Here is a 24409-nt window from a genome sequence, read left to right as displayed (position 1 = left end):
GGCGGTCGCGGGTGCAGAGTTCGAGACGGGATGGGCAACGACTGTGATCCGCTGGCGTGATCCACGGGTGCCGCCGGCCGCCGCGGCGGTGGCAGGCGCGGTGGCGTTCGCCGCCGTCCTCCTGGCGCAGACCCCTGCCACGATCACCGGCGCGATCGCCGGTGGGCTCGCGGCGCTGATCGCCGCCGCCTCCCTGCTGATCGCCTCGGTACGACAGGTCGCCACGCACCGCCCCTCGGCGGCGGGCGCCCGCTGGATGGGCGGCGGCGCGGTCATCTGGGCCGCGGGCGTCACGCTGCGGCCGTTCGCCGACGGCTTCGTCGTCAACTTCGCGGACATGTTCGTCCTGCTCGGCACCGTGGTCACGGCCGGCGGCGCGCTGATCGCCGCCGACCGCAGGTTTCCGGCCAGGACGGCTTTACGGCAGCTCACGGACTCCTACCTGTGCGCCGTCGCGCTTTTTCTCATCGGCTGGGTGATGGCGCTGCGGCACGTCTACGCCGACTCCGCCGACCCGGTCGGGTTCACCCTGGCCCTGCTGCCGCCGATGATCGCGCTGCTGGTGACCTGCTCCATGATCCCGTCGGTGGTCACCAGCAAGTCGCCGTCCTGGCTGCTCGGCCTGGCGGGGCTGGGCGTGCTGGCCACCATGACGGTGGCGGGGGTGGGCTCCGCCGTGGGCCGGCTGCTCGAAGGCGAGCCGCAGCTGTGGAGCGTCATGCTCGCGCCGGTCGCGTTCCTGCTGCTCGCCGCGGTGCCGTGGGGCCCGAAGGGCAGGGCGGCGACCCGGCCGGCCATCGGCCACGCGGTCAGCCTGGCGCCGCTCGCGCTGGTCGCGGTGGCGGTCTTCACGATGCTGATCCACCAGATGGGCAGCCGCCCGGAGCCGCCGGTCGCGGGCGTCGCGGCGCTGGAGGCGTCGGTCGTGCTGCTCCTGCTGGTCCGCCTGTTCGTGCTCGCGGCCACCAACGTACGCCTGCGCGCCCAGGTCAAGCTGGGCCGCCGCCAGCTCATGGACCTCGCGGAGAGCACCGGCGACGTGGTGTTCACCTGCGACTACGAGGGCGTCGTCCGCGAGATCGGCGCCGGCGTCGAGGCGACGTACGGCTACGCGCCCGCCGACGTCGTGGGCGGCTCGATCTTCGACTACATCCACCCGGAGGACGTGCCGGGCATCCAGGTCGCCATGCGCGCCCTGACCCTCGACGACGAGCCGGCGGCGCCGGGCGCCTGCCTGATCGCCTGCCGCGTCCGCGCGGCCGACGGCACCTGGCGGCCCACCGAGTCGGTGGCCACCCGCCAGGTCGGCGGCGACGACCTGCTGCTGGTCACCACGCGCGACGTGAGCGACGAGGAGGCGCTGCGCAACCAGGTGGCCCACCTGACCTTCCACGACGGCGTGACGGGGCTGCCCAACCGCGCCTACTTCGAGGAGCGCACCAGGGAGGTGCTGTCGGGGCGCACGTCGGGCAACGTCGCGGTGATCTTCCTCGATCTCGACGGGTTCACCTCGGTCAACGACTCGGTCGGGCACGCCAGTGGCGACTACCTGCTCGGCCAGGCGGCCAGGCGGCTGCGCGGCGCCGTACGCGCGGACGACACGCTGGCCCGGTGGGGCGGCGACGAGTTCGCGGTGCTGGTGGAGACCGGCGGAGACGCGCAGGTGGCGGTCGATCTCGCCGAGCGGCTGGTCAGGGCGGTCTCGCAGGAGCCGTTCCGCGTCGCCGACCGCGACGTGGCGCTGACGGCGAGCGTCGGGGTGGCCTTCACCGAGGACGGCATGCCGGCCGGCGACCTGATGCGCAACGCCGATGTGGCCATGGCGCGCTCCAAAGAGCTGGGCGGTCGCCGGGTCGAGGTGTTCGCCGCGCAGATGCACGCCGACGTCGTACGCCGCCTTGAGCTGGCGGCCGACCTGCAGCGGGCGCTGATCGAGCAGCAGTTCGCCATCGAGTACCAGCCGGTGGTCGATTTGGCCACGTCGCGGGTGACCGCGGTGGAGGCCCTGGTGCGGTGGTGGCGCGGCTCGGTGTTCGTGCCGCCGGAGCAGTTCCTCGGCCCGGCCGAGGACACCGGGCTGATCGTGCCGCTCAGCGAGTGGATCCTGCGCGAGTCGTGCAGGGAGGTGGCGGCCTGGCGGGCCTCGTCGTGGGACATCGGGCTGTCGCTGAACCTGTCGGCCCGGCAGATCATGGCGCCCAGGTTCGTCGAGACGGTCGAGGAGGCCCTGCGCGAGAGCGGGCTGCCCGCCTCGTCGCTCACGCTCGAAGTCATCGAGGAGATGCTGGTCGAGGACGCCGAGGAGACGATCAAGCGGCTGTCGGAGCTGCGCTCGCTGGGCGTGCGGCTGGCCATCGACGACTTCGGCACCGGCTACGCCTCGCTGGCCTTCCTGCGCCAGCTCCCCGTCGACATGATCAAGATCGACCCGTCGTTCGTGTCGGGGCTCGGCAAGGACGACACGCTGACGCTGCTCACCCGCACGATCGTGCGGCTGGGGCACGACCTGGGGCTTATCGTGGTGGCCGAGGGGATCGAGCGTCCTGAGCAGCTCGAGCTGCTGAAGCAGATGGGCTGCACGCGGGGGCAGGGCTTCCTGGTGGCACGCCCGATGGCGGCGCGCGGGGTCGACTCGCTGATGCGGACGAGTCTCACGGTTTGAGACATGTGTCCACCAAGTTGACACTGGGGCGTTCGGAGCGGCTATCGTGTAAGCCATGCTTCGCAGTGAGATTCTCGTAGTACTTCGCCGGCGCGCAGGCCGATAGCGAAGCACGACGACCTGCGCGCCGCCCCAGACCCGCCGTTCCGGCGGAGAGGGGCATTTTTTATGTCCTTAAGCGAGTAGCCACGCAAGGAACGAGCCGATGACCGAACGGATGACAGGTGCACAGGCCCTCGTCAGGGCGCTGGAGCACGTCGGAGTCGACACAGTGTTCGGGATCCCGGGCGGTGCCATTCTTCCGGCCTACGATCCCCTCTACGACTCGACCAAGGTCCGGCACGTGCTCGTACGTCACGAGCAGGGTGCGGGTCATGCGGCCGAGGGCTACGCGCAGGCCACCGGCAAGGTCGGGGTGTGCATGGCGACCAGCGGTCCTGGCGCCACGAACCTGGTGACACCGATCGCCGACGCGTTCATGGACTCGGTGCCGATCGTGGCGATCACCGGACAGGTGGCCGCGCCGATGATCGGCACCGACGCTTTTCAGGAAGCCGACATCTCCGGCATCACCATGCCGATCACGAAGCACAACTTCCTGATCACCGATGCCGGTGACATCGCGCGTACGATCATGGAGGCCTTCCACATCGCCTCGACGGGGCGTCCTGGCCCGGTGCTGGTGGACATCTCGAAGGACGCGCTGCAGGCCGAGACCACGTTCAGCTGGCCGCCCACCATGCAGCTGCCCGGCTACCGCCCGGTCACCAGGCCCCACTCCAAGCAGATCCGCGAGGCCGCCAAGCTCATCGCCGAGTCCCGCAGGCCCGTCCTGTACGTCGGCGGCGGCGTCCACAAGGCCGGCGCGGCGGCCGAGCTGCGTCAGCTCGCCGAGCTGACGCACATCCCGGTCATCACCACCCTGATGGCCCGCGGCACGTTCCCCGACAGCCACCCGCAGCACATGGGCATGCCCGGCATGCACGGCAGCGTCGCGGCGGTCGGCGCGCTGCAGAAGTCCGACCTGATCATCGGCCTGGGCGTGCGGTTCGACGACCGGGTCACCGGCAACCTGTCGTCGTTCGCGCCGCACGCGAAGGTCGTGCACGCCGACATCGACCCGGCGGAGATCTCGAAGAACCGCCACGCCGACGTGCCGATCGTGGGCGACTGCAAGGAGGTCATCAGCGACCTCGTCTCGGTGATCCAGGCGTCCGGCCAGCAGGGCGACTACGACGAGTGGTGGACGCTGCTCAACGGCTACAAGGAGACCTACCCGCTGGGTTACGAGCAGTTCGAGGACGGCTCGCTGGCCCCGCAGTACGTCATGGAGCGCCTGAGCGCCATCGCGGGCCCCGACACCTACTACATCGCCGGCGTCGGCCAGCACCAGATGTGGGCCTCGCAGTTCATCCACTACGAGAACCCCGGCACGTTCATCAACTCCGGCGGCCTCGGCACGATGGGCTTCGCCGTGCCGGCCGCGATGGGCGCGAAGATGGGCCGCCCCGACGCCACGGTGTGGGCCATCGACGGCGACGGCTGCTTCCAGATGACGAACCAGGAGCTGGCCACCTGCGCCCTGGAGGGTGTGCCGATCAAGATCGCGGTCATCAACAACGGTAATCTCGGCATGGTTCGTCAGTGGCAGACCCTGTTCTACGACGAGCGCTACTCCAACACCGACCTGCAGACGGTCCGGCGGATCCCGGACTTCGTCAAGCTGGCCGAGGCATATGGCTGCGTGGGCCTGCGTTGCGAGCGTCCCGAAGACGTGGACGCCGTGATCAAGAAGGCCATGGAGATCAACGACGTGCCCGTCGTGGTCGACTTCGTCGTCCACCAGGACGCCATGGTCTGGCCCATGGTGGCCGCGGGCACGAGCAACGACGACATCAAGATCGCCCGTGACATGGCGCCGAAGTGGGAGAACGAGGATGACTAGGAGCGCGACGCGGTGCCCGCGCGGCGCACGAAGGAGAGTGAGCGAGCGATGAGCCGTCACACGCTGTCCGTGCTGGTCGAGAACCGGCCGGGTGTCCTCGCGCGCGTCTCCGCGCTGTTCAGCCGCAGGGGGTTCAACATCGACTCCCTCGCCGTCGGGCCGACCGAGCACGACGACATCTCCCGCATCACGATCGTGGTGAGCGTCGAGGAGCTGCCCCTTGAGCAGGTCACGAAGCAGCTCAACAAGCTGGTGAACGTGCTCAAGATCGTCGAGCTGGACCCGTCGCAGTCCGTGCAGCGCGAGCTGATGCTGATCAAGGTCAAGGCCGACGCGGAGAGCCGCTCCCACGTGCTGGAGCTCGTCCAGCTCTTCAGGGCCCGCTGCGTGGACGTGGCGGCCGACGCCGTGACCATCGAGGTCACCGGCACCCCCGACAAGCTTGAGGCGTTCGTGAAGGTCCTCGAGCCGTTCGGGATCAAAGAACTCGTCCAATCGGGCATGGTGGCCATCGGCCGCGGCGCCCGCTCCATCACCGACCGGTCCCTCAGGGCACTGGACCGTACCGCCTGAAAGGTTTTAGCAAGTGACCGAGATCTACTACGACGACCAGGCCGACCTCTCGATCATCCAGGGACGTCACGTGGCCGTGCTGGGGTACGGCAGCCAGGGCCACGCCCACGCGCTCTCCCTGCGTGACTCGGGTGTCGACGTGCGCGTCGGCCTGCCCGAGGGCTCCAAGAGCCGCGAGAAGGCGGAGAACGACGGCCTGCGGGTGCTCACCCCGTCCGAGGCGGTCGAAGAGGCCAACCTCACGATGATCCTCGCGCCCGACCACATCCAGCGCGACCTCTACACCCAGCACGTCGCCCCCAACCTGGTGGAGGGCGACGCGCTGTTCTTCGGCCACGGCCTGAACATCCGCTACGGCCTCATCGAGGCCCCCGAGGGCGTCGACGTCTGCATGGTGGCCCCCAAGGGCCCCGGCCACCTCGTGCGCCGCCAGTTCGAGGCCGGGCGCGGCGTCCCGGTGCTCGTGGCCGTCGAGAAGGACGCCTCCGGCAAGGCGCTCGACCTCGCCCTGTCGTACGCCAAGGGCATCGGCGGCACCCGCGCCGGCGCGCTGCGCACGACGTTCAAGGAGGAGACCGAGACCGACCTGTTCGGCGAGCAGGCCGTGCTGTGCGGCGGCGTCTCCGAGCTGATCAAGGCCGGCTTCGACACCCTCATCGAGGCGGGCTACCAGCCCGAGGTCGCCTACTTCGAGTGCCTGCACGAGATGAAGCTGATCGTCGACCTCATGTACGAGGGCGGCATCTCCAAGATGTACTGGTCGGTCTCCGACACGGCCGAGTACGGCGGCTACACCCGCGGCCCGCGCGTGGTCAACGAGGAGACCCGGCAGGAGATGCGCCGCATCCTGGGCGAGATCCAGGACGGCACCTTCGCCCAGCAGCTCGTCAACGAGTTCGACAGCGGCCAGAAGGAGTTCAAGCGCTACCGCGAGGAGCTCTCCGAGGACGCCATCGAGAAGACCGGCGCCACGCTGCGTCCGATGATGAGCTGGCTCAAGGGCTGAGCCAGGCCGCATCCGGCTGAGCGCGGCGGGCGAGGGGGAGCACCCCTCGCCCGCCGCGCTTTTTCGTGCCCTCCCACAGGGGGCCATGGAGAGGTAAAGTCGTCATGTGTCAACATTTTTTTTCAGGTGTAAGAGAGGGCGCTATGACGATGCAAGCCGTCCGTTACCGGGCTTACGGCCCGCCTGAGGTCGTCGAGCTGCACGAGGTGCCCGCGCCCGTGCCGGGCGAGGGCGAGGTGCTGGTCAGGGTGCGGGCCGCCGCGGTCAACCCGGGCGACTGGCACTTCATGCGCGGCAGCCCGTACGCCTTCCGCGCCGTCGCGGGGCTCACCCGGCCGAAGGCCCCCGAGCTGGGCAACGACTTCGCGGGGGAGGTCGAGGCCGTGGGCAAGGGGGTCGGCGGGTTCCAGCCGGGCGACCGGGTCTACGGCTGCCGCAGGGGCGCGTTCGCCGAGTACGTCACCATGGCCTCCGACGGGCCCCTGAGCGCGATGCCGGGCGGGCTGGCGTACGAGGAGGCGGCGGCCATCCCCACGTCGGGCCTGACGGCCTTACAGGCGCTGCGCGACAAGGGCGGCGTGCGGGAGGGGCGGCGGGTGCTGGTCAACGGGGCGTCCGGCGGGATCGGCACGTTCGCCGTACGGCTGGCGAAGGCGTACGGGGCCGAGGTCACCGGGGTGTGCAGTGGCGGGAACGTCGAGCTGGTCCGCTCCCTGGGCGCCGACCACGTCATCGACTACACCCGGCAGGACTTCACCACGTCAGGCCGGCGCTACGACCTCGTCCTCGACAACGTCGGCAACCACTCCCTGCGCGCACTGCGGCGGGTGCTTGAGCCGGGCGGGACGCTGATCCCCAACAGCGGCGACGGCGGCCGCTGGTTCGGCCCGATAGGCCGCATGGTCGTCGGGCACCTCACGTCGCGGTTCGCGGGTCACCGCTTCGCCACGTTCATGACCAGCGAGAACGCCGCCGACCTCGCGACCCTGCGCGAGCTGGCCGAGTCGGGCGCGCTCACCCCGGTCATCGACCGCACGTACCCGCTGAGGGAGGCCGCCGCCGCCATCGCGCACCTGGAGGGCCGGCACGCGAGGGGCAAGATCGTCCTCCTCATCTGAAAAGGGATGCGCGCCGATATATCGTTCGATATAGCATCCGAGACATGATGAACGCACGCCGCACCCCGGGCGGGCTCGGCCCGACGGGCCGTTTCTTCGGGCCGGGCGAGCTCCGCCTGGCCGTGCTCGCCCTGATCGCCGAGCAGCCCGGCCACGGCTACCAGCTCATGACCCGCCTCGCCGACCGCTTCAACGGCACCTACGAGCCCAGCGCCGGCTCCATCTACCCCACGCTCCAGCTCCTGGAGGACGAGGGCCTCGTCCGCGCCGAGCCCGCCGAGGGCGGGCGCAAGGTGCACCACGCCACCGAGGCCGGCCTGCGGCTGGTCGAGGAGCAGCGGGAGGAGATCGAGCGGCTGTGGGGCCGCGCCGCCAGCAGGAGCCAGTGGGGGATGTTCGGCGAGCCGGAGGCCGCCGAGATCGTCGGCCCGGCGCTGCGCCTGGTCAAGGCGGCGGTGAAGACGCTCGCCCGCGCCCACGGCGACCCGCGCGTGGTCGAGGGCGTGCTTGAGGTCTTCGTGGACGCCCGCCGCCGCATCGAGCGGATCGACGCCGAGCGGAGGTCGTCATGAGCAGGCCGTTAGCGCGCAGGCTGATCGACCGGTGGCTGGTCACGGGCAGGTGGCCGAGACCGAGCAGGTCGCGCCGCGCATGCGGCGGATCAGGATCGCGGTCGCCGCCGAGCTGAGCTGGACGCCGGGCCAGCACGTGCGGCTGCTCGTCGGCCAAGGGGGCCCGCTGGGCGGCGTGCTGCGGACGTACTCGATCTGGCGGTACGACCCCGGGCAGAAGTCGATCGACCTGATCGGCTACGACCACGGCGGCGACGCGCCGGGGACCGCCTGGATCAGGAACGCGGAGCCCGGATGGGAGATCTCCTTCATGCGTCCCGAGGGGAGCTTCGTGCTGCGTCCCGAGGCGCCCTACCACCTGTTCGCGGGGGAGGAGACGGCCTCGGTGGCGTTCGGGGCGATGCTGCGGGCGCTGCCCGGGGAGGCCACGGCGTACGGCGTGGTGGAGGCCGAGAGCCCGGGCGACCATCTCCGGCTGCCCCGTGACCTGGCCGAGGTGTGCAGGAACGGCGCACCGGCGGCCGCGTCCCCGACCCTGCTTGAGGCGGTCAGGAAGCTGGACCTGCCGGACGAGCCCGGCGTCGCCTACCTCGCGGGGGAGGCCCGCACGATCCAGGCCGTCCGCGCCCACCTGGTGAACGAGCGCGGCTGGCAGCGCAGGGACGTGCGGACGAAACCCTTCTGGACGCCCGGCAAGAAGGGGCTGGACTGATCGGCACGTGACTCCTCCCCGGTATCGTCATGCCCATGGGGCGTGATAATAATACCGGTATAGTTATCGCTTAGGAGGAGCCGTGATCGAGCTCAAGTCAGCCGGGGAGATCGCCGCCATGCGTGCGGCGGGCCGGGTCGTGGCCGCCGTGCACGCCGCCACGCGGGCGGAGGCCGGCATCGGGGTGACGCTGAAACACCTCGACGACGTGGCACGGACCGTCATCGAGGAGGCGAAGGCGGGGGCGTCGTTCCTCGGCTACCACCCGTCCTTCGGCGCCACCCCCTACCCGGGCGTCATCTGCACCTCCGTCAACGGGGTGATGCTGCACGGGCTGCCGACGCAATACCGGCTGCGCGACGGCGACCTCATCAGCGTGGACTGCGCGGCGTACGTGGACGGCTGGCACGCCGACGGCACGGTCAGCTTCACCGTCGGCACGCCGCGCGCCGAGGACCTCAAGCTGATCAAGGTCGCCGAGGAGACGCTCGGCGCGGGCATCGAGGCGGCGCGGCCGGGCGGCAAGATGGGCGACATCGGCCACGCGATGTCCACGGTCGGCCGCGGCGCCGGCTACGGCATGCAGAACGACTTCGGCGGCCACGGCATCGGCCGGGCCATGCACGAGTCGCCGTGGGTGCCCAACGAGGCCCGTCCCGGGCGCGGCCTGCGGCTGCGGCCAGGACTGGTGATCGCCATCGAGCCCAGCCTGATGGCCGGGGGCGGCAACGACTACTACATGGCCGACGACGGCTGGTCGGTCTGCTCGGGCGACGGCAGCAGGAGCGTGCACGTCGAGCACACGGTCGCCATCACCGAGGACGGGCCGGTCATTCTGACTTGTCCGTGAAAGCCCGCTTGTACGATCTCCGCGGCCCCCGCCGCGCGGTCACGAATCGGCAAGGGTGAAGGCCGCTCGGGTTCATCGGGGCACACCTGCTCGTCAAGTGAGGTGATCTCCGGTATTCGTTCGGCCAGACGCCGTATTCGTCCTGGTCAACAGCGAAAATATGGGTGTTTGTCGAACTTGGGCGAGGGGCAGATCTTCCTCCGATAGCTACGGAGAGTAGTCGAGAGGTATCAGGGGGAAACACTATGTATCGCAAGGGACTCGTCCTGGCCGGGCTCGTCGGCGGGATGGTCATGTTCGGAGGTACCGCGCTCGCCGCGTCGCCCGTCGTCACGGCCGAGTCTTCTCAGACTCGCATCCTTCCTGGCCCGAACCACGGCAAGGACGATGCCAAGTGGGACTTCGGCGAGTGGAACAACTTCGGTGAGGACAACGACATCCTCGACCTGGACCTCCTGAACCAGCTCCTCTCGTCCGTGCTGAGCGGCTGACGGGACACGCACGAAGGGGCCCGCCCGCTGAGGGCGGGCCCCTTCGCCATACTCACCCCCTGCTCACTCCCTGCTCACCCTTCGTACACGAAGGAAGCCTCGAACGAGTTGCGGGCGATCCTGTCGAGCTGATCGTCGCTCATCCCCAGCTCCCTGCTCAGCGCCGCGTAGTTGTCCTCCACGTAGCCGCCGAAGTAGGCGGGGTCGTCGGAGTTGACGGTGACGAGCAGGCCCTCGTCCAGCATCGCGGGCAGGATGTGGTCGCGCAGCGACGGCACCACCCGCAGCCGCACGTTCGACAGCGGGCACACCGTCAGCGGGATGCGCTCGGCCCGCAGCCTGGCCACGAGCTGCGGATCCTCCATCGCCCTGATGCCGTGGTCCACCCGCTCGACGCGCAGCACGTCCAGCGCCTCCCACACGTAGTCGGGCCCGCCCTCCTCGCCCGCGTGCGCCACCCGGTGCAGCCCCTCGGCGGCGGCGATCTCGAACACCTTGCGGAACAACGACGGCGGATGGCCCACCTCCGCCGAGTCGAGCCCCACCCCGATGAACCGCTCACGGAACGGCAGCGCCGCCCGCAGCACCCGCTCGGCCTCCTCCGGCCCCCGATCGCGGAGGAAGCACAGGATGAGCGCGGCGGGGACGTCGCCGTCCTTCAGCGCCGCCGACAGCCCGCCGAACACCACCTCAAGCGGCACGCCCCTGCTCAGATGCGCCTGCGGGTCGAAGAAGATCTCCGCGTGCCGCACCCCCTGAGCCGCCGCCCTGCGCAGGTAGGCGGCGGCCAGGTCGTAGAAGTCCTGCTCCGTGCGGAGCACGGCCAGGTTCTCGTAGTACACGTCCAGGAACGACTGCAGGCTCGTGAAGGAGTACCGCGCGCGGATGGCCTCCACGTCGTACGTCGGCAGCTCGATCCGGTTACGCCTGGCCAGCTCGACGACGAGGCCGGGTTCGAGGGTGCCCTCGATGTGCAGGTGGAGTTCCGCTTTGGGACGCATGACACGAGTAAACCGGACCCGTCGGAGCGGAGGTATCGTGCGAACCTCTGAACTCTCACCCCTTGAGCTGGCATAACATCAGATTTCATGAGGCTGAGGGATCTGCTGGCACGCGAGGACCTCAGGCTGACGCTGGTGACCGGTGCCGACGCCCTCGACAGAGAGATCCTGCGCGCCTACCCGACCGACCTGCCCGATCCCCGCCGCTACCTGCGCACCGGCGACCTCGTCCTGACCAGCGGCGTCTGGTACGCCGAGCCGTCCGACTGCGAGCGCTTCGCCGACGCGCTGTGGGCGAGCGACGCCGCCGGCCTGGTCGTCGGCCTGATCGTGCTGGGCGAGCTGCCGGCCGAGCTGGTCAAGGCGTGCGAGCTGCGCCGCCTGCCGCTCCTGCTGGCCGCGCCCGACCAGGCGTTCGGCGCGATCACGGAGGTGGTGACCGCCGAGGGGTTCGCCGCCGAGCAGCGCAGGGCCGAGCGGGTCAGGGCGCAGACCCTGCTCGACGTGCTCGGCCGCATCCCGCCCGGCGAGGTCTCCGCCCACCTGCGGCTGCTCGGCGCCGACCCGGGCCTGCCCACGGCGGCCATGGCGGTCACCCTGACCGGCGGGCCCGAGCTGGACCTGCCCGAGCTGCTGCACGAAGGGCTGGCCAGGAAGGGCCGCCACCTCGTCGTCGGCGGCACCCCGCACGAGGCGGTGGTGCTGGTCAACGGCCGGGCCTCGCGCAAGAGCCTGGCCGACGAGCTGCGCGCCCTGGTCGCCGCCCGTCCCGGCACCAGCATCGCGGCCGGCATCAGCGAGATGGCGGCCAGCGTCTCCCAGCTCGGCGAGGCGCTGGAGACGGCCAGGCGCGGCATGGAGTCGGCGCGCAGCGGTCCAGGACCGGTCTCGATCATGTCGCTGGCCGACATCGACAGCTTCGACCTGCTGCTGGCCGCGCTGCCGGCGACCACCCGCCGCTCCTTCCGCGACCACCTGCTCGGCCCCGTCGAGGAGTACGACGCCCGGCACGGCTCCGAGCTGCTGCGCACGCTGGACACGTTCCTGGAGACGTGCGGCTCCTGGCAGCGCACCGCCGACGAGCTGTACGTGCACGTCAACACCCTGCGCTACCGGATGCAGCGCATCGAGGAGCTGACCGGGCGGCGCATGTCGTCGATGCGCGACCGTACGGACCTGTACCTGGCCCTGCGTTCAGGACAGGGCTCAGGACAGGGCTCGGGACAGGGCTCAGGGCAGGGCTCAGGGCAGGCGGCCCGCGACGACGCGGCCCCGTGACACGACGGCCACGATGTTCTCCGTGGCGAGGTCCTCGATGGTCTCCCACGGGCGCCCGCGCAGCACGACCAGGTCGGCGCCCAGGCCCTCCTTGATCCGGCCCACGGGCATGCCGAGCGCGTCGGCCGCGTCGGAGGTGGCCGCGCGCAGCGCCGACTCCGCGTCCATGCCGAGGATGCGCGTCATGTGCACGACCTCGGCGAGCTGGTCGCCGAACTGCACGTGGTGGCCGTTGGCGTCGGTGCCGAGCACGAACCGCACGCCCAGCGCGGCGGCCTGGGCCAGCAGCACGTCGCGGGTGGCGACCAGCTCGGCGGCCTTGGCCCTGGCTTCCGGCGTCACCGGCACCCGGCCCTCGGCGATGGCCTCGTTGATCAGCAGCGTCGGCGCCACGGGAGTGCCCCGCGCGGCCAGCGTCTCGGCCAGGTCGCGGCTGAGCAGCGTGCCGTGCTCGATCGAGTCGACGCCCTCCTCGACCGCGACGCGGATGCCCTCCTCGGAGTGGGCGTGCGAGGCGACCGGCATGCCGAGCGCGTGGGCCTCGTCCACGACCGCCCTGATCTCGGCTCGGGTGTAGTTGCGCCAGGCGTTCTTGTCGCCCATGGACAGCACGCCGCCGCTGGTCGTGAGCTTGATGCCGTCCATGCCCGCCCTGGCCCAGGTGCGGACGAGCTTGCGGCACTCGTCAGGACCGTCGGCGACCGGCTTCCTCAGCGGCGACGGCACGGCGGGCGGCACGAACAGGTCGTTGTGCCCGGCGGTCATCCCCACCACGCCGTGCACCTGGATGCGCGGCCCCGGCAGCACCCCGGCGTCGAAGACCCGCCGCAGCGCGATCTGCGCCTCGTCGCCGGCCAGGTCGCGCAGCGTCGTGACGCCGTGGCGCATGGCCCGCTGGGCGTGCGCGACGCCGTGCAGCACCTGCTCGTCGCGGGTGGTGGTGAGCGGCCACGTCGCGAAGTCGGGCGGCGTGCCGTCGCCGGCGTAGCCGACGAGGTGGACGTGCGTGTCGACCAGGCCGGGCAGCACACACAGGTCGGCATGCCCGGCCTGGGCGGGGCCGACGCCGGTGATCCGGTCGGGCTCCCACGTCAGGTCGACAGGGCCGCGATATTCGGTACCGTCCCAAAGGGGGATTCCGTCGAGTCTCATCTTCCGCTCGACGCTACCGGAGCCGCCGGGCGGCTGGAGGGATCTACGGTCCTCGCCGGGCGCTCTCGTAGGGACCTACAGGGGCCGCCAGCGGTTTTCCCGCCTTGCGCGTACGCGGTGCCCGCTTCCGCCCATTGTCCGAAATGACCGTCACACGATGGTAATAATCGGTAGATACCGTCCTGACCTGCTGGTTCACCGCCGTTCAAGGAGAATTATGGCTACCTTCGACCGTCGCGCGTTCCTGCGGACGACAGGTCTGGCCGGTCTTGCGCTCGGTCTGGCCGCCTGCGGCGACAACGGCACCGCCACGCCCGGCTCCTCCTCCGGCGGCGACGGCTTCGGGGCGGTCAAGCTGCAGCTCTCCTGGAAGAAGAACGTCGAGTTCGCCGGCGAGTACTTCGCCGACACCAACGGCTACTACAAGGCGGCCGGGTTCACGCAGGTCGAGCTGCTGTCCGGCGGCGGCTCCGGCACCTCCGTCGAGTCGGGCCTGGCCACCGGCCGCTGCTGGGCGGGCCTGTCGGCGCCCACGATCACCGCGCCCGCCATCCTCCAGGGCGCCCCGCTGAAGATCGTCGGCGCGACGTTCCAGAAGAACCCGTTCGCGATCATCTCGCTGAGCAAGAACCCGATCAAGGAGGCCAAGGACCTCGCCGGCAAGCGGATCGGCGTCCAGGACTCCAACGAGCTGGTCTGGAACGCGCTGCTCAAGGCCAACGGCCTCGACGACTCCAGCGTCACCAGGGTGCCGTTCCAGTCGGATCCGTCGATGCTCACCTCGGGCCAGCTCGACGGCTACGTCGGCTTCGTCACCAGCGGCCCGGTGAATCTGCGCCTGCAGGGCCACGACCCCGAGTACCTGCTGCTCGCCGACGCGGGCCTGCCCCTGGTCGCCGAGACGTTCACGGTCACCCAGGAGACCATCGACAACGAGCGCGACAAGCTCAAGGCGTTCCTGACCGCCGAGATCAAGGGCTGGAAGGACGCCGTCGCCGACCCGGCCAAGTCCGCCGAGCTGGCCGCCACCGTCTACGGCAAGGACCAGAACCTCGACGTCAAGGAGCAGACGGAGGAGGCCAAGATGCAGAACGACCTGGTCGTGACCCCCGACGCCAAGAAGAACGGCCTGTTCACGATGACGCCCGAGCTGATCGAGGAGAACATCTCCTCGCTGGCCAAGGCGGGCCTCACCATCAAGGCCGAGCAGCTCTTCGACCTGTCGATCCTCGACGAGATCTACCAGGCGGACCCGAGCCTGAAGCTGTCATGAGCGGCATCAGCATCACCGGGCTGAGCAAGACGTTCGGCAAGGGGCTGACCGCCGTCCAGGACGTCGACCTCCAGACGCCGAAGGGCTCGTTCCTGTCGCTGCTCGGCCCGTCCGGCTGCGGCAAGTCCACGGTGCTGCGCATCCTCGCCGGCCTTGAGGAGCCCACCACCGGCGAGATCCTGGTGAACGGCGAGACGCCGCAGCAGCTGCGCAAGGGCCACCACCTCGGCATCGCCTTCCAGGACTCCGCGCTGCTGGCCTGGCGCAGCGTCGCCGCCAACATCCGGCTGCCGCTTGAGGTCGCCGGCCTCAAACCCGAGCCGGGCGTGGTCGAGGACCTCATCAAGCTCGTCGGCCTGGAGGGCTTCGAGAAGGCGCGGCCGTCGGAGCTGTCCGGCGGCATGCGCCAGCGGGTCTCCATCGCCCGCGCGCTGGTGGTCAAGCCCAGCGTGCTGCTGCTCGACGAGCCGTTCGGCGCCTTGGACGACATGACCCGCCAGCGCCTCAACCTGGAGCTGTTGCGCATCTGGACGGAGAAGCCGGCCACCACGCTCATGGTCACCCACGGCATCGGCGAGGCCGTCTTCCTGTCGGACGTGGTCGCCGTCATGAGCCCGCGACCCGGCCGGGTCATCGAGCTGGTGGAGATCGACCTGCCCCGCCCGCGCACGCCCGAGATGATGCGCACGCCCGAGTTCCACGCCCTCCACGACCACCTCAGCGACCTGCTGTTCGGGCACGGCTCATGAGGCGGATCCAGGGCCTGATCGGCGTCGTCCTCCTGGTCGCGCTGTGGTGGCTGCTGGCCGCCACCGTGTTCGCCGACGGCGGCGCGGTGCCCACCCCGCCCGCGGTGCTGGCCTCCATGGCCGGCGACGGCTGGTCCTTCTACGGCCCCAACGCCACCGCCACCCTCTCGGCCGCCTTCCAGGGCTTCCTTTGGGGCAACGGTCCGGCCATCGCCGTGGCCCTGCTGGTGCTGCTCGTGCCCCGGCTTGAGGCCGTCGCCACGCAGCTCGCGGTGATCAGCTACTGCATCCCGCTGCTCGCCATCGGGCCGATCGTGCTCGTCGTCTTCGGCGGCGACGCGACCGTGGTGTTCCTCGCCGCCATCTCCGTCTTCTTCACCACGCTCATCGGCGCGCTGCTCGGGCTGCGCTCGGCCGACCGGGCGAGCCTCGACCTCGTCACCGTGTACGGCGGCGGCCGGCTGGCCAGGCTGCGCTACGTCCAGATCATCGCGGCGCTGCCCAGCACGTTCGCCGGGCTGAAGATCTCGGCGCCGTCCGCGCTGCTCGGCGCCATCATCGGCGAGTACCTCGGCAGCAACGACCAGGGGCTCGGCGTCTCCCTGATGGTCTCGCAGCAGCAGTTCCAGGTGCCGCGCACGTGGGGGCTCGCGCTGGTCGCGGGCCTCATCGCGGGCCTCGGCTACGCGATCGTCGCGCTGGTCGCCAGGGTCGTCACGCCCTGGTCGCGAGGGGAGGCCGCCCCGTGATCGGGCGTACCGTGCTGCGCATCGTGGGCCCGCTCGCGCCCTCGGTCGTCATCGTCGTGGCCGGGTGGTGGCTGGCGCTGGAGGCGTTCGGCATCAGCCCGCTGGTGGGCAAGCGGCCGCCGCAGGTCTGGGAGTACCTGACCTCCGCGCAGGAGCACCGGGACGCGGTGTTCGGCGCGCTGGGCATCACGGTCAGGGACGCCGCCGTCGGCTTCGTCTCCGGCATGGTCGGCGCGACCGTGGTGGCCGTGCTGTTCGTGCTGTTCAGGACCGTCGAGCAGACGTTCATGCCGGTCGCGATGCTGCTGCGCTCGGTGCCGCTGGTCGTGATGACGCCGCTGATCACGCTGATCTTCGGGCGCGAGCTGCTCGGGGTGGCGGTCATCGGCGGCATCGTGGTGTTCTTCCCCGCGCTGGTGAACATCGCCTTCGGCCTGCGCTCCGCCTCGCCGGAGGCGACCGACCTGATCATGGCGTACGGCGGCACGCGGATGACCGTGTTGCGCAAGGTGGCGGTGCCGACCGCGATGCCCTCGGTCTTCGCCTCGGCCCGGATCTCCGTGCCCGCCTCGATCATCGGCGCCCTCATTGCCGAGTGGCTGGCCACCGGCGAGGGCATCGGGGCCGAGATCCTGCGGGCGATCGGCGGGTTCCGCTACGACGAGGTGTGGGCGGATATCGTCGTGGTCACGGGGGTGTCGATCGTGGCGTACGCGGTGGTCGGCGTCGTCGAGTCGCTGGTCCTCGCCCGCTTCTCCGACGGCCCGCAAGGGTCATGAGCCTGGCTCGTGTTATGCGGACCCGGCCGCGGTCCTGTGTGCGGGGGGAGGCGCGGCCGGGTCCGCCCGAAGGGGAGCGCTTGGGCGTGCGGTGGGATACCGGCTCGGGGTGGGGCCGGTGAAAGCCCGTTCGCTCCCATGGTCTGCGTGAGCGTCGGCGGGCGGGCCAGAAGGACGCTCAATGTCGAATTCTGTCCTGGCTGGGCCGCGTTTGTAGGGAAATGGCCGACTAACCTGGAGCTCCAAGTAGCCGAATCGTGATGACAGCCGCCCTCACCTCGGTAAACCCCGGCGGCCTTCCGCGCGTCCGCGGCCGGCCGCCGGGGCTTTCTCCGGTCAGCAGGAGGCCGGCTTCATCCAGGAGCACTCGAGGTCGCCCGCCGGGGCGCCCTCCGCCGCACGGAGCCGCGTGGTGTCGGCGACCGCCGCCGTCCGCGAGAACTGGGCCAGCCGGACCGCGATCTTGTCTTCGATGTCCTTCGGCGAGCCCGACAGGTACTGGTTCAGCATGATCGAGAAGATCAGCGGCTCGCCGTCCGCGCTCGTCACGTAACCGGACAGCGCGGTGACCCCGGTCAGCGAGCCGGTCTTGGCGTGCACGTTGTTCGCCGCGGGCGTGCCCTGCATGCGGCTGCGCAGCGTGCCACCGGTGAACCTGTCGCTGTTGCCGGCGATGGGCAGCGACTCGTACCAGGTGGAGAACCAGGGCCTGCCGCGTACGGACGACAGGAGCTGCACGATCGAGGCCGGCGAGAAGCCGTCACGCCGCGACAGCCCCGAGCCGTCCCGCATGTTGAGCAGCTCGACGCCGTTCGCCTTGGCGAAGTCGGTGGTGACCTTCAGGCCCGCCGACCACGTGCCGTGGTCCGACACCTTGCGGCCCATCGCCTTGGTGAGGATCTCGGCGTGGATGTTGTTGCTCAGCTTCATGAACGGCACCAGCAGCTCGCCCAGCGGCATCGACTCGTGCTCGGCCAGCTTCTTCGCGCTCGCCGGCGCCGCGCCCGCCTCGGTCGGGCCGAGCACCTTGACGCCGTGCTTGCCCAGGCCCTTGCGGAAGAGCGAGGCGGCGTACGCGGTGGGGTCGTCGACCGCCACCCACTCCTGGTACGAGCCCGCGACCGTGCCGGTGATGACCACCGTACGGGTGCCGTGCTGCCGCTCGATGAGCACGTTCGTCTGGTCGCCGGCCGTTGCCTTGTTGACGATCTTCAGGTAGTCGGTCTCCGGCGTCGTGGTCACCTTGACCTTGCCGCCGCTCGCCGAGACCGTCACGACCACCGAGCCCGCGTCGTAGTCGCGGTCGGGTGAGGCGGTCAGCGCCGAGATCGGGGCGGCGTAGTAGGCGGTCTCGTCGTCCCACGCCCAGTCGTTGCCGAGCCGCTGGCCGTCGAACCACGTGTCGTCGGCCACCAGCTTGCCGGTGACGACCTTGACCCCGGCCTTGGCGACCTGGGCGGCCAGCGCCTCGTAGTCCTCGGCCAGCATGGTCGGGTCGCCGGTGCCGCGCAGCACCAGGTCACCGGTCAGCACGGCGCCCGCCTTGCGGCCGGTGCTCAGCACGGTGGTGGGGAAGCGGTAGTCGAGTCCGAGCGTCTCCGCGGCGGCGGCCGAGGTGAACAGCTTGGTGTTGGACGCGGGGATGAGGAGCTTGCCCGCGTCGGTGGCGTACAGCTCCTCGCCGGTCTCGGCGCTCTTGACCACGACGCCCGCGCGGGCGATCGTCAGCCGGGAGTCGCTGAGGATCTGGTTGATGTCCTGGGTGAGGTCCGCCACACCCACGGAGGGGTCGAGCGCGACGGCGGGGGACGAGGGGCCTGACGCCCACGCGAGGGCCGCGACGAGCGCGCCCGCGACGAGGGATGCTGAGGTGCGCCGCATGGGGTCTCCAAGTGACTGGGGGATCGCAGAAGAGCATGATTCAGCGCAGGCAGCCTGTAATCCGCAAATATCCGTATTTATCCGCGACCCCGCCGTTGTGAGATCGGGAGTCCCTCGCCCATCCGGCGCGTCCGTCGGGCCGGTCGTGGGCCCGGCCGTGGGCCCGGTCACGTGGGCCCGGTCGTCGGTCCGGCCGGCAGGCGTGTGCGCGGGGCGTCAGTTGGGTTGCTGGGCGGTGACGAGGAAGCCGCAGTCGCCGAAGGCGACCTCGTCGCCTGACTTCACGCGCGCGGGCCCCACCAGGCGCCAGCCGTTGAGCCGGGTGCCGTTGAGCGAGCCGAGGTCGACCAGCATCCACTCGCCGTCGCTCTCGCGCCGCAGCTCGGCGTGCACCCGGGAGACGGTCAGATCGGACAGGACGAGGTCGCACGCGGACCCGCGCCCGACCACGTACCGCAGCCGGTCGTCGTCGGGCAGCGCGAGCCGGGGCAGCCTGGGCCGCCGCCAGGCGGCCTGGAGGCGGGTGGTGAACTCCGAAACGGACGCGACGGCGTCGGTCAGCCGCTGCCGGAGGGTGGGCCGCCGGGGCAGGTCGGCCACGAGCTCGTCGAGCTCGTGCCTGCTGCGCGCCCGCAGCGCCTGGTCGACCCGGCCCACGAAGGTGTCATGGGAGATGCGGCCCTCGACGGCGCGGTCCCTGAGCTCGTCGATCGCACGGTCACGTTCCCCATCTGAGGCGCGAGAGGGCGGATGAGTGGAGCTCATAGAGCGAGTATCGGCCTGAACCTCGGTCGCTGTCCAGAATACGGGGATGAGTTGCGATAAGCATACTCAGTATGCATAGTCAGTATCCATGTCGATCAGGCACGGACTGCTCGCCCTGCTGAGTGGCGGACCCCGCTACGGCTACCAGCTCAGGGTGGAGTTCGAGGCGTCCACGGGGGGCACATGGCCGCTCAACATCGGCCAGGTCTACACGACGCTGGCCCGGCTGGAGCGCGACGGGCTGGTCGCCCCCGGCGGCTCCGACGAGCAGGGCCGCGCGATCTACACGATCACCGAGCCGGGCCGGCGCGAGCTGGAGCACTGGTACGGCACCCCGGTCGCCCCGACCGACCGCCCCAGAGACGAGCTGACCATCAAGATCGCCATGGCGGTGGCAGGCGGCGTGGACGTCGCCGCCGTCCTCCAGACCCAGCGGGAGGCCACCATGCGCGCCCTGCAGGAGCACACGAGGGCCAAGCGCAGGGCGGGCGAGGGCCTCGCGCAGCGCCTGGTCCTCGACTCGCTGATCTTCAAGGCCGAGGCGGAGCTGCGCTGGCTCGACCACTGCGAGGCCGTGGCGGAGGGGAGGGCGGAGGGGAAGGCGAAGGGGAGGACCTGACGGCGGTCACTCGGCGCCGGCAGGGGCCGGCGCGGCGGGCGCCTTGAGCCGGTACTTCATGACCATCAGCACCGAGGAGAAGATGATCAGCGCGGGGATCACGGTCTGCCCGATGAGGACGGCGGTCACCGCGCTCTCCGGCTGCTCGACCGGCCGGCTCGGCTCCGACTCGATGAACCCGCCGATCGACAGCACCACGCCGAAGATCAGCGCGCCGAACGCGCTCACCCCGCTCTCGATGGCCGTCCACAACCCGGTCAGCACGCCGGCCCGCCGCTTGCCGGTCTCCGCCGCGTCGGCCGCGATGACGTCCGCCAGCATCGAGAACTGCAGCAGTTGCACCCCGGCGTAGCCGACGCCGACCAGCAGGATCCACAGGTGCGCCCACACCGAGCCGAACAGCGGCGTGGCGATCGCGGCCGTGGTGCCGCCGCCGAACATCACCGTGGCCAGCACCATCGCGCCGCGCTTGTCGAGGCGCCTGGCCAGCCGCACCCACAGCGGCATGGTCAGCAGGATCGGTCCGACGAGGGCGGCGAAGAGCGTCTGGGTGGCCCCCGACGAGCCGAGCGTGTACGTCGCGAAGTAGGGCGCGGCGGCCAGCATCATGCTGACGGCCAGCATCTGCGTGCAGGCCAGCACGGTCAGCCAGATGAACGCCGGGTTCCCCCTGATCGCCGCGAACTGCTCGCGCCACCCGCCGCGGTCCGGCTCCGGCGCTCCCGTCATGGGGGCGCGGGCGGTGCCGAGGAACGAGGCGAGCATGGCGACGAGCAGGATGACCGCGATCGTCAGGCCCATCGTCCGGTAGCTGCTCAGCGTGCCGTGCTCGCCGTCGCTGGTGGCGATGGCCGGCGCCAGCACGCCGCTGATCGCGGTGGCCGCGCCGATGAAGACCATCCGCCACTGCAGCAGCGCCGTGCGCTCGTGGTAGTCGTGCGTCATCTCGCCGGGCATCGCCTTGTACGGCACCTCGAACAGCGCGTACGCGGTCGCCGTGGCCATGAAGCAGGCGCCGACGTACAGCGCGGCGGGCACCCCGGTCAGCGGCGGCCCGGCGAACACCAGGAAGAAGGCGACCGGCAGCGTGCACGCCCCGGCCAGCAGCCAGGGCCGGCGCGGCCCCCAGCGCGAGACGGTCCGGTCCGACCAGCGCCCGACGAGCGGGTTGATGATCAGGTCCCAGATCTTGGGCGCGGTCACCACCACACCGGCCAGCCACGCGGGCACCGCGAGGAAGTTCGTCATGTAGAACAGCAGCAGCAGGCCGGGCACCGCGTTGACAGTCGAGGTGCAGAACGACCCGATCCCATAACCGAACCGCACGCCTTTCGGGACGGTGGCCGTGCCCACCCCCGGTGTGATCATTACCTCATTGAAACCGAGCGAGGGCTCGTTGGGGAGGGCCCACTTTCGCGAGCCCTCCGCCGGTCAGTCGTTCACGCTGGCGCAGACCACGTGCGCGCCGATCTCGATCATCCGGCGCTCGCTGCGCGCGTCGGCGACCCTGGCCATCAGGATCGGCGCCCCTGAGGCGGCGAACTGCGGCAGCCGGGCGCGTACGAGGCGGTGCAGGTCGCGTACGACGTCCTCCGCCGCGGACATGTGCACCTTGACGTGCAGCATGATCCCGGGAGCTCCGGACGCCGTGCGGGCCTCGCTGATCCAGACGTGGTGCACGAGCGGGAAGTCCATCAGCAGGTACGCGATGGCCTGCCGCAGCGCGGGCAGGATCGGATGCGTGCACCGCCGGTAGCCGGGGTCCACCTGCTGCATCGGCCCCGACAGGTGCGGCCGCGGCGCGGGCACCCACGGCAGCGCGGGGGCCTCGGGGGACGGGGGAGCCACCTGCGCGAGCGCGGCGCCGCGTGACACGGTGGCCATCGCGCCCGTGGCGTAGGCGGCGGGGGCCGCCCCCGACAGCACGGGCGTGGGCCCCGTGCGCGTCGTGGTGAGGAAACGTTGGAGATCGTCGATGGGCACGGCCGCGGCGGCCGGGCCTGCCGCGTCGATCACGATCTCGCGCACTCCGGTGACGCGCTGGATGTCCAGGATGGTGTCGGCGTCGCAGGCCGACAGCGAATGGCTTCCGCGGTGCCGGGCGTAGGTGGCGGGGCTGGTGTAGCCCAGCAGCACCCGGTCACCTACTTGAGTGGTCCCGAGGACCACGGAACGATCTGGTCGCACTGCCACCAGGACTCCACCGTCGGCAAGAGCGCCCAGCAGGCGGTGCGGAGTGCCATGCTGGGCGAGCACGTCGGCAAGCGCAGGATTCCCGATGCTCATATGACGAACCATAGGTAGTCGGCCACGGCTTATCAGGCTAATGGCGAATAAATCTCCCGATCAAGACAAAGATGGGAGCGGCGTGGATGACTTTCCACTCTGCTGGGTACAGGGCCTCCCGTCTCACATCGTGAGTCTCTCGTGAACGCGTTCACAAGCGCCCGATAGACTCTGTGGGACCGCCGGGGGGATCCGTGGACGTGTCCCTCCCAAGCCCGCCCTGCCTTAAGGATCCACACCAGTGAACAAGCCCGTCGTTCTGGTCGCAGAGGAGCTGTCCGAGGCCGGTCTCGCCGTACTCGGCGCTGATTTCGAGGTCCGCCACACCGACGGCGCCGACCGTTCCCAGCTGCTGCCCGCCCTCGCCGACGTTGACGCGCTCATCGTCCGCTCCGCCACGCAGGTCGACGCCGAGGCCATCGCCGCCGCGCCGAAGCTGCGGGTGGTCGCCCGCGCGGGGGTCGGCCTCGACAACGTCGACGTCGAGGCGGCCACCAAGGCCGGCGTCATGGTCGTCAACGCTCCGACCTCCAACATCACCAGCGCCGCCGAGCAGACCATCGCGCTCATCCTGGCCAGCGCGCGCAACACGGCCCAGGCCCACGCCGCGCTGAAGAACGGTGAGTGGAAGCGCTCGAAGTACACCGGTGTCGAGCTCGACGAGAAGGTCGTCGGCATCCTCGGCCTCGGCAAGATCGGCCAGCTCGTGGCCCAGCGGCTGGCGCCGTTCGGGGTCGAGCTGATCGCCTACGACCCCTACCTGCCGCCGGCCCGCGCCGCGCAGATGGGCGTCCGGCTGGTCAGCCTCGACGAGGTGCTCAAGCAGGCCGACTTCATCACCGTCCACCTGCCCAAGTCCAAGGAGACCGTCGGGCTCATCGGCGACCGTGAGCTGCACCAGGTCAAGCCCAGCGTGCGGATCGTCAACGTCGCGCGCGGCGGCATCGTCGACGAGGGCGCCCTCTACGCGGCGATCAAGGAGGGCCGGGTCGCGGGAGCCGGCCTGGACGTCTTCGCCAAGGAGCCGTGCACCGACAGCCCGCTGTTCGAGCTCGACCAGGTCGTCGTCACGCCCCACCTCGGCGCCTCCACCCACGAGGCTCAGGAGAAGGCCGGCACCCAGGTCGCGCGCAGCGTGAAGCTGGCGCTGGCGGGCGAGTTCGTGCCCGACGCGGTCAACGTCCAGGGCGGCGCGGTGGCCGAGGACGTCAAGCCGGGCCTGCCGCTGGCCGAGAAGCTGGGCCGGGTCTTCACCGCGCTGGCCGGCGAGGTGGCCACCAAGCTCGACGTCGAGGTGCGCGGCGAGATCGCCGCCCAGGACGTGCGGGTGATCGAGCTGGCCGCGCTCAAGGGCGTCTTCGCCGACGTGGTCGAGGAGCAGGTCACCTACGTCAACGCGCCGCTGCTGGCCAAGGACCGCGGCATCGCGGTCGAGCTGGTCACCAGCTCCGAGAGCCCCGACTGGCGCAACCTGGTGACCGTGCGCGGCGTGCTGGCCGACGGCCGCACGGTCTCGGTGTCGGGCACGCTGTCCGGGCCGCGCCAGATCACCAAGATCGTCGAGGTCAACGGCTTCGAGATGGAGATCGAGCCGACGGCCCACCTGTGCTTCTACACCTACACCGACCGCCCCGGCGTCGTCGGCGTGGTCGGCCGGCTGCTCGGCGAGCACGGCATCAACATCGCCTCGATGCAGGTGGCCCGTGACGTCAAGGGCGGCAAGGCGCTCATCGCGCTGACCGTCGACTCGGCGATCCCGGCCGAGGTGGTCGAGCAGATCGGCGCCGAGATCGGCGCCGAGAGCGGCCGCTCGGTCGACCTGGAGGACTGACCCTCTGACCTGCGCAGGGCCGTCACCCGTTTCGGGTGGCGGCCCTTTTCTGTCTCAGCATGCGAGATAGTAGGACATCCAAGCACTGTCCTCGGGTACTGTAGCCGGTGATGCGCC

21 protein-coding genes and 1 pseudogene are annotated in these 24409 nt (G+C 70.6%); 16 read left to right on the top strand and 6 right to left on the bottom strand.

Going from position 1 to position 24409, the window contains the following annotated elements:
• The first annotated feature begins 43 nt into the window (after nucleotides 1-43).
• From AB0K12_RS18800 to AB0K12_RS18760, 9 genes and pseudogenes are all read left to right on the top strand, one after another.
• A complete protein-coding gene (locus tag AB0K12_RS18800) occupies nucleotides 44-2662 on the top strand; it encodes a GGDEF domain-containing protein (protein WP_364562219.1) in 2619 nt (872 codons plus the stop codon).
• A 199-nt stretch (nucleotides 2663-2861) separates the two neighbouring features.
• Nucleotides 2862-4607 (top strand): annotated as a pseudogene (locus AB0K12_RS18795) (acetolactate synthase large subunit); the annotation flags it as partial.
• Between the two features lie 48 nt (nucleotides 4608-4655).
• Nucleotides 4656-5180 carry an acetolactate synthase small subunit gene (gene ilvN / locus AB0K12_RS18790; protein WP_355414474.1) on the top strand — a complete coding sequence of 175 codons (525 nt, stop codon included), beginning with the start codon at nucleotides 4656-4658 and terminating at the stop codon, nucleotides 5178-5180.
• 22 nt (nucleotides 5181-5202) lie between these two features.
• Complete coding sequence (gene ilvC / locus AB0K12_RS18785; RefSeq protein WP_364562707.1) at nucleotides 5203-6186, top strand: ketol-acid reductoisomerase; 984 nt, start codon at nucleotides 5203-5205, stop codon at nucleotides 6184-6186.
• 143 nt (nucleotides 6187-6329) lie between these two features.
• Nucleotides 6330-7304 (top strand): NAD(P)-dependent alcohol dehydrogenase, encoded by a 975-nt coding sequence (locus tag AB0K12_RS18780; protein ID WP_364562214.1) that lies wholly within the window; start codon nucleotides 6330-6332, stop codon nucleotides 7302-7304.
• 44 nt (nucleotides 7305-7348) lie between these two features.
• A complete protein-coding gene (locus AB0K12_RS18775) occupies nucleotides 7349-7876 on the top strand; it encodes a PadR family transcriptional regulator (protein WP_364562211.1) in 528 nt (175 codons plus the stop codon).
• A 31-nt stretch (nucleotides 7877-7907) separates the two neighbouring features.
• A complete protein-coding gene (locus AB0K12_RS18770) occupies nucleotides 7908-8588 on the top strand; it encodes a siderophore-interacting protein (RefSeq protein ID WP_364562208.1) in 681 nt (226 codons plus the stop codon).
• 82 nt (nucleotides 8589-8670) lie between these two features.
• Nucleotides 8671-9438 (top strand): type I methionyl aminopeptidase, encoded by a 768-nt coding sequence (map, locus tag AB0K12_RS18765; protein WP_355414470.1) that lies wholly within the window; start codon nucleotides 8671-8673, stop codon nucleotides 9436-9438.
• A gap of 245 nt (nucleotides 9439-9683) precedes the next feature.
• Nucleotides 9684-9929, top strand: a complete 246-nt coding sequence (locus tag AB0K12_RS18760; protein ID WP_364562205.1) for a hypothetical protein — start codon at nucleotides 9684-9686, stop codon at nucleotides 9927-9929.
• Nucleotides 9930-10003: 74 nt separating this feature from the next.
• On the opposite strand, the gene AB0K12_RS18755 is transcribed toward AB0K12_RS18760, so the two are convergent.
• Entirely contained in the window at nucleotides 10004-10930 is a 927-nt protein-coding gene (locus AB0K12_RS18755; RefSeq protein ID WP_364562203.1) for an adenosine deaminase, read from the bottom strand.
• Nucleotides 10931-11017: 87 nt separating this feature from the next.
• Between AB0K12_RS18755 and AB0K12_RS18750 the strand changes: the two genes are divergently transcribed.
• Complete coding sequence (locus tag AB0K12_RS18750; RefSeq protein ID WP_364562200.1) at nucleotides 11018-12208, top strand: helix-turn-helix domain-containing protein; 1191 nt, start codon at nucleotides 11018-11020, stop codon at nucleotides 12206-12208.
• On the opposite strand, the gene AB0K12_RS18745 is transcribed toward AB0K12_RS18750, so the two are convergent.
• Complete coding sequence (locus AB0K12_RS18745) at nucleotides 12173-13360, bottom strand: amidohydrolase family protein (protein ID WP_364562197.1); 1188 nt, start codon at nucleotides 13358-13360, stop codon at nucleotides 12173-12175. The genes AB0K12_RS18750 and AB0K12_RS18745 overlap by 36 nt on opposite strands.
• A gap of 217 nt (nucleotides 13361-13577) precedes the next feature.
• Between AB0K12_RS18745 and AB0K12_RS18740 the strand changes: the two genes are divergently transcribed.
• From AB0K12_RS18740 to AB0K12_RS18725, 4 genes are read left to right on the top strand one after another with little or no spacing between them, the layout of a single operon-like run.
• Nucleotides 13578-14633, top strand: coding sequence for an ABC transporter substrate-binding protein (locus AB0K12_RS18740; RefSeq protein ID WP_364562193.1), 1056 nt, complete (start codon nucleotides 13578-13580; stop codon nucleotides 14631-14633).
• Nucleotides 14630-15382: an ABC transporter ATP-binding protein gene (locus AB0K12_RS18735; RefSeq protein WP_364562190.1), complete on the top strand. Its 753-nt coding sequence runs from the start codon at nucleotides 14630-14632 to the stop codon at nucleotides 15380-15382. Before AB0K12_RS18740 ends, AB0K12_RS18735 begins: the two co-directional genes overlap by 4 nt.
• Nucleotides 15379-16131: an ABC transporter permease subunit gene (locus AB0K12_RS18730; protein WP_364562188.1), complete on the top strand. Its 753-nt coding sequence runs from the start codon at nucleotides 15379-15381 to the stop codon at nucleotides 16129-16131. The genes AB0K12_RS18735 and AB0K12_RS18730 overlap by 4 nt, the downstream gene beginning before the upstream one ends.
• Nucleotides 16128-16910 (top strand): ABC transporter permease subunit, encoded by a 783-nt coding sequence (locus AB0K12_RS18725; RefSeq protein ID WP_364562185.1) that lies wholly within the window; start codon nucleotides 16128-16130, stop codon nucleotides 16908-16910. Before AB0K12_RS18730 ends, AB0K12_RS18725 begins: the two co-directional genes overlap by 4 nt.
• A gap of 336 nt (nucleotides 16911-17246) precedes the next feature.
• On the opposite strand, the gene dacB is transcribed toward AB0K12_RS18725, so the two are convergent.
• Together dacB and AB0K12_RS18715 are read right to left on the bottom strand one after the other, a co-directional pair.
• Complete coding sequence (gene dacB / locus AB0K12_RS18720; RefSeq protein WP_364562182.1) at nucleotides 17247-18791, bottom strand: D-alanyl-D-alanine carboxypeptidase/D-alanyl-D-alanine-endopeptidase; 1545 nt, start codon at nucleotides 18789-18791, stop codon at nucleotides 17247-17249.
• 216 nt (nucleotides 18792-19007) lie between these two features.
• Entirely contained in the window at nucleotides 19008-19556 is a 549-nt protein-coding gene (locus AB0K12_RS18715; RefSeq protein ID WP_364562179.1) for a DUF1707 and FHA domain-containing protein, read from the bottom strand.
• An 88-nt stretch (nucleotides 19557-19644) separates the two neighbouring features.
• Between AB0K12_RS18715 and AB0K12_RS18710 the strand changes: the two genes are divergently transcribed.
• Nucleotides 19645-20175: a PadR family transcriptional regulator gene (locus AB0K12_RS18710; protein WP_364562176.1), complete on the top strand. Its 531-nt coding sequence runs from the start codon at nucleotides 19645-19647 to the stop codon at nucleotides 20173-20175.
• 6 nt (nucleotides 20176-20181) lie between these two features.
• On the opposite strand, the gene AB0K12_RS18705 is transcribed toward AB0K12_RS18710, so the two are convergent.
• Together AB0K12_RS18705 and AB0K12_RS18700 are read right to left on the bottom strand one after the other, a co-directional pair.
• Entirely contained in the window at nucleotides 20182-21543 is a 1362-nt protein-coding gene (locus AB0K12_RS18705) for an MFS transporter (RefSeq protein WP_364562173.1), read from the bottom strand.
• Nucleotides 21544-21606: 63 nt separating this feature from the next.
• Nucleotides 21607-22461 (bottom strand): hypothetical protein, encoded by an 855-nt coding sequence (locus tag AB0K12_RS18700; protein ID WP_364562170.1) that lies wholly within the window; start codon nucleotides 22459-22461, stop codon nucleotides 21607-21609.
• Between the two features lie 241 nt (nucleotides 22462-22702).
• Here AB0K12_RS18700 and serA point away from each other — a divergent pair, with 241 nt between their 5' ends.
• On the top strand, nucleotides 22703-24292 hold the full coding sequence (gene serA, locus AB0K12_RS18695) for a phosphoglycerate dehydrogenase (protein WP_364562167.1): 1590 nt from the start codon (nucleotides 22703-22705) through the stop codon (nucleotides 24290-24292).
• Nucleotides 24293-24409: the final 117 nt, after the last annotated feature.

It is taken from the genome of Nonomuraea sp. NPDC049419, from assembly GCF_040676995.1.
GTDB classification, from domain to species: Bacteria; Actinomycetota; Actinomycetes; order Streptosporangiales; family Streptosporangiaceae; genus Nonomuraea; species Nonomuraea salmonea.
This window is presented reverse-complemented; position numbering and strand designations above follow the sequence as displayed.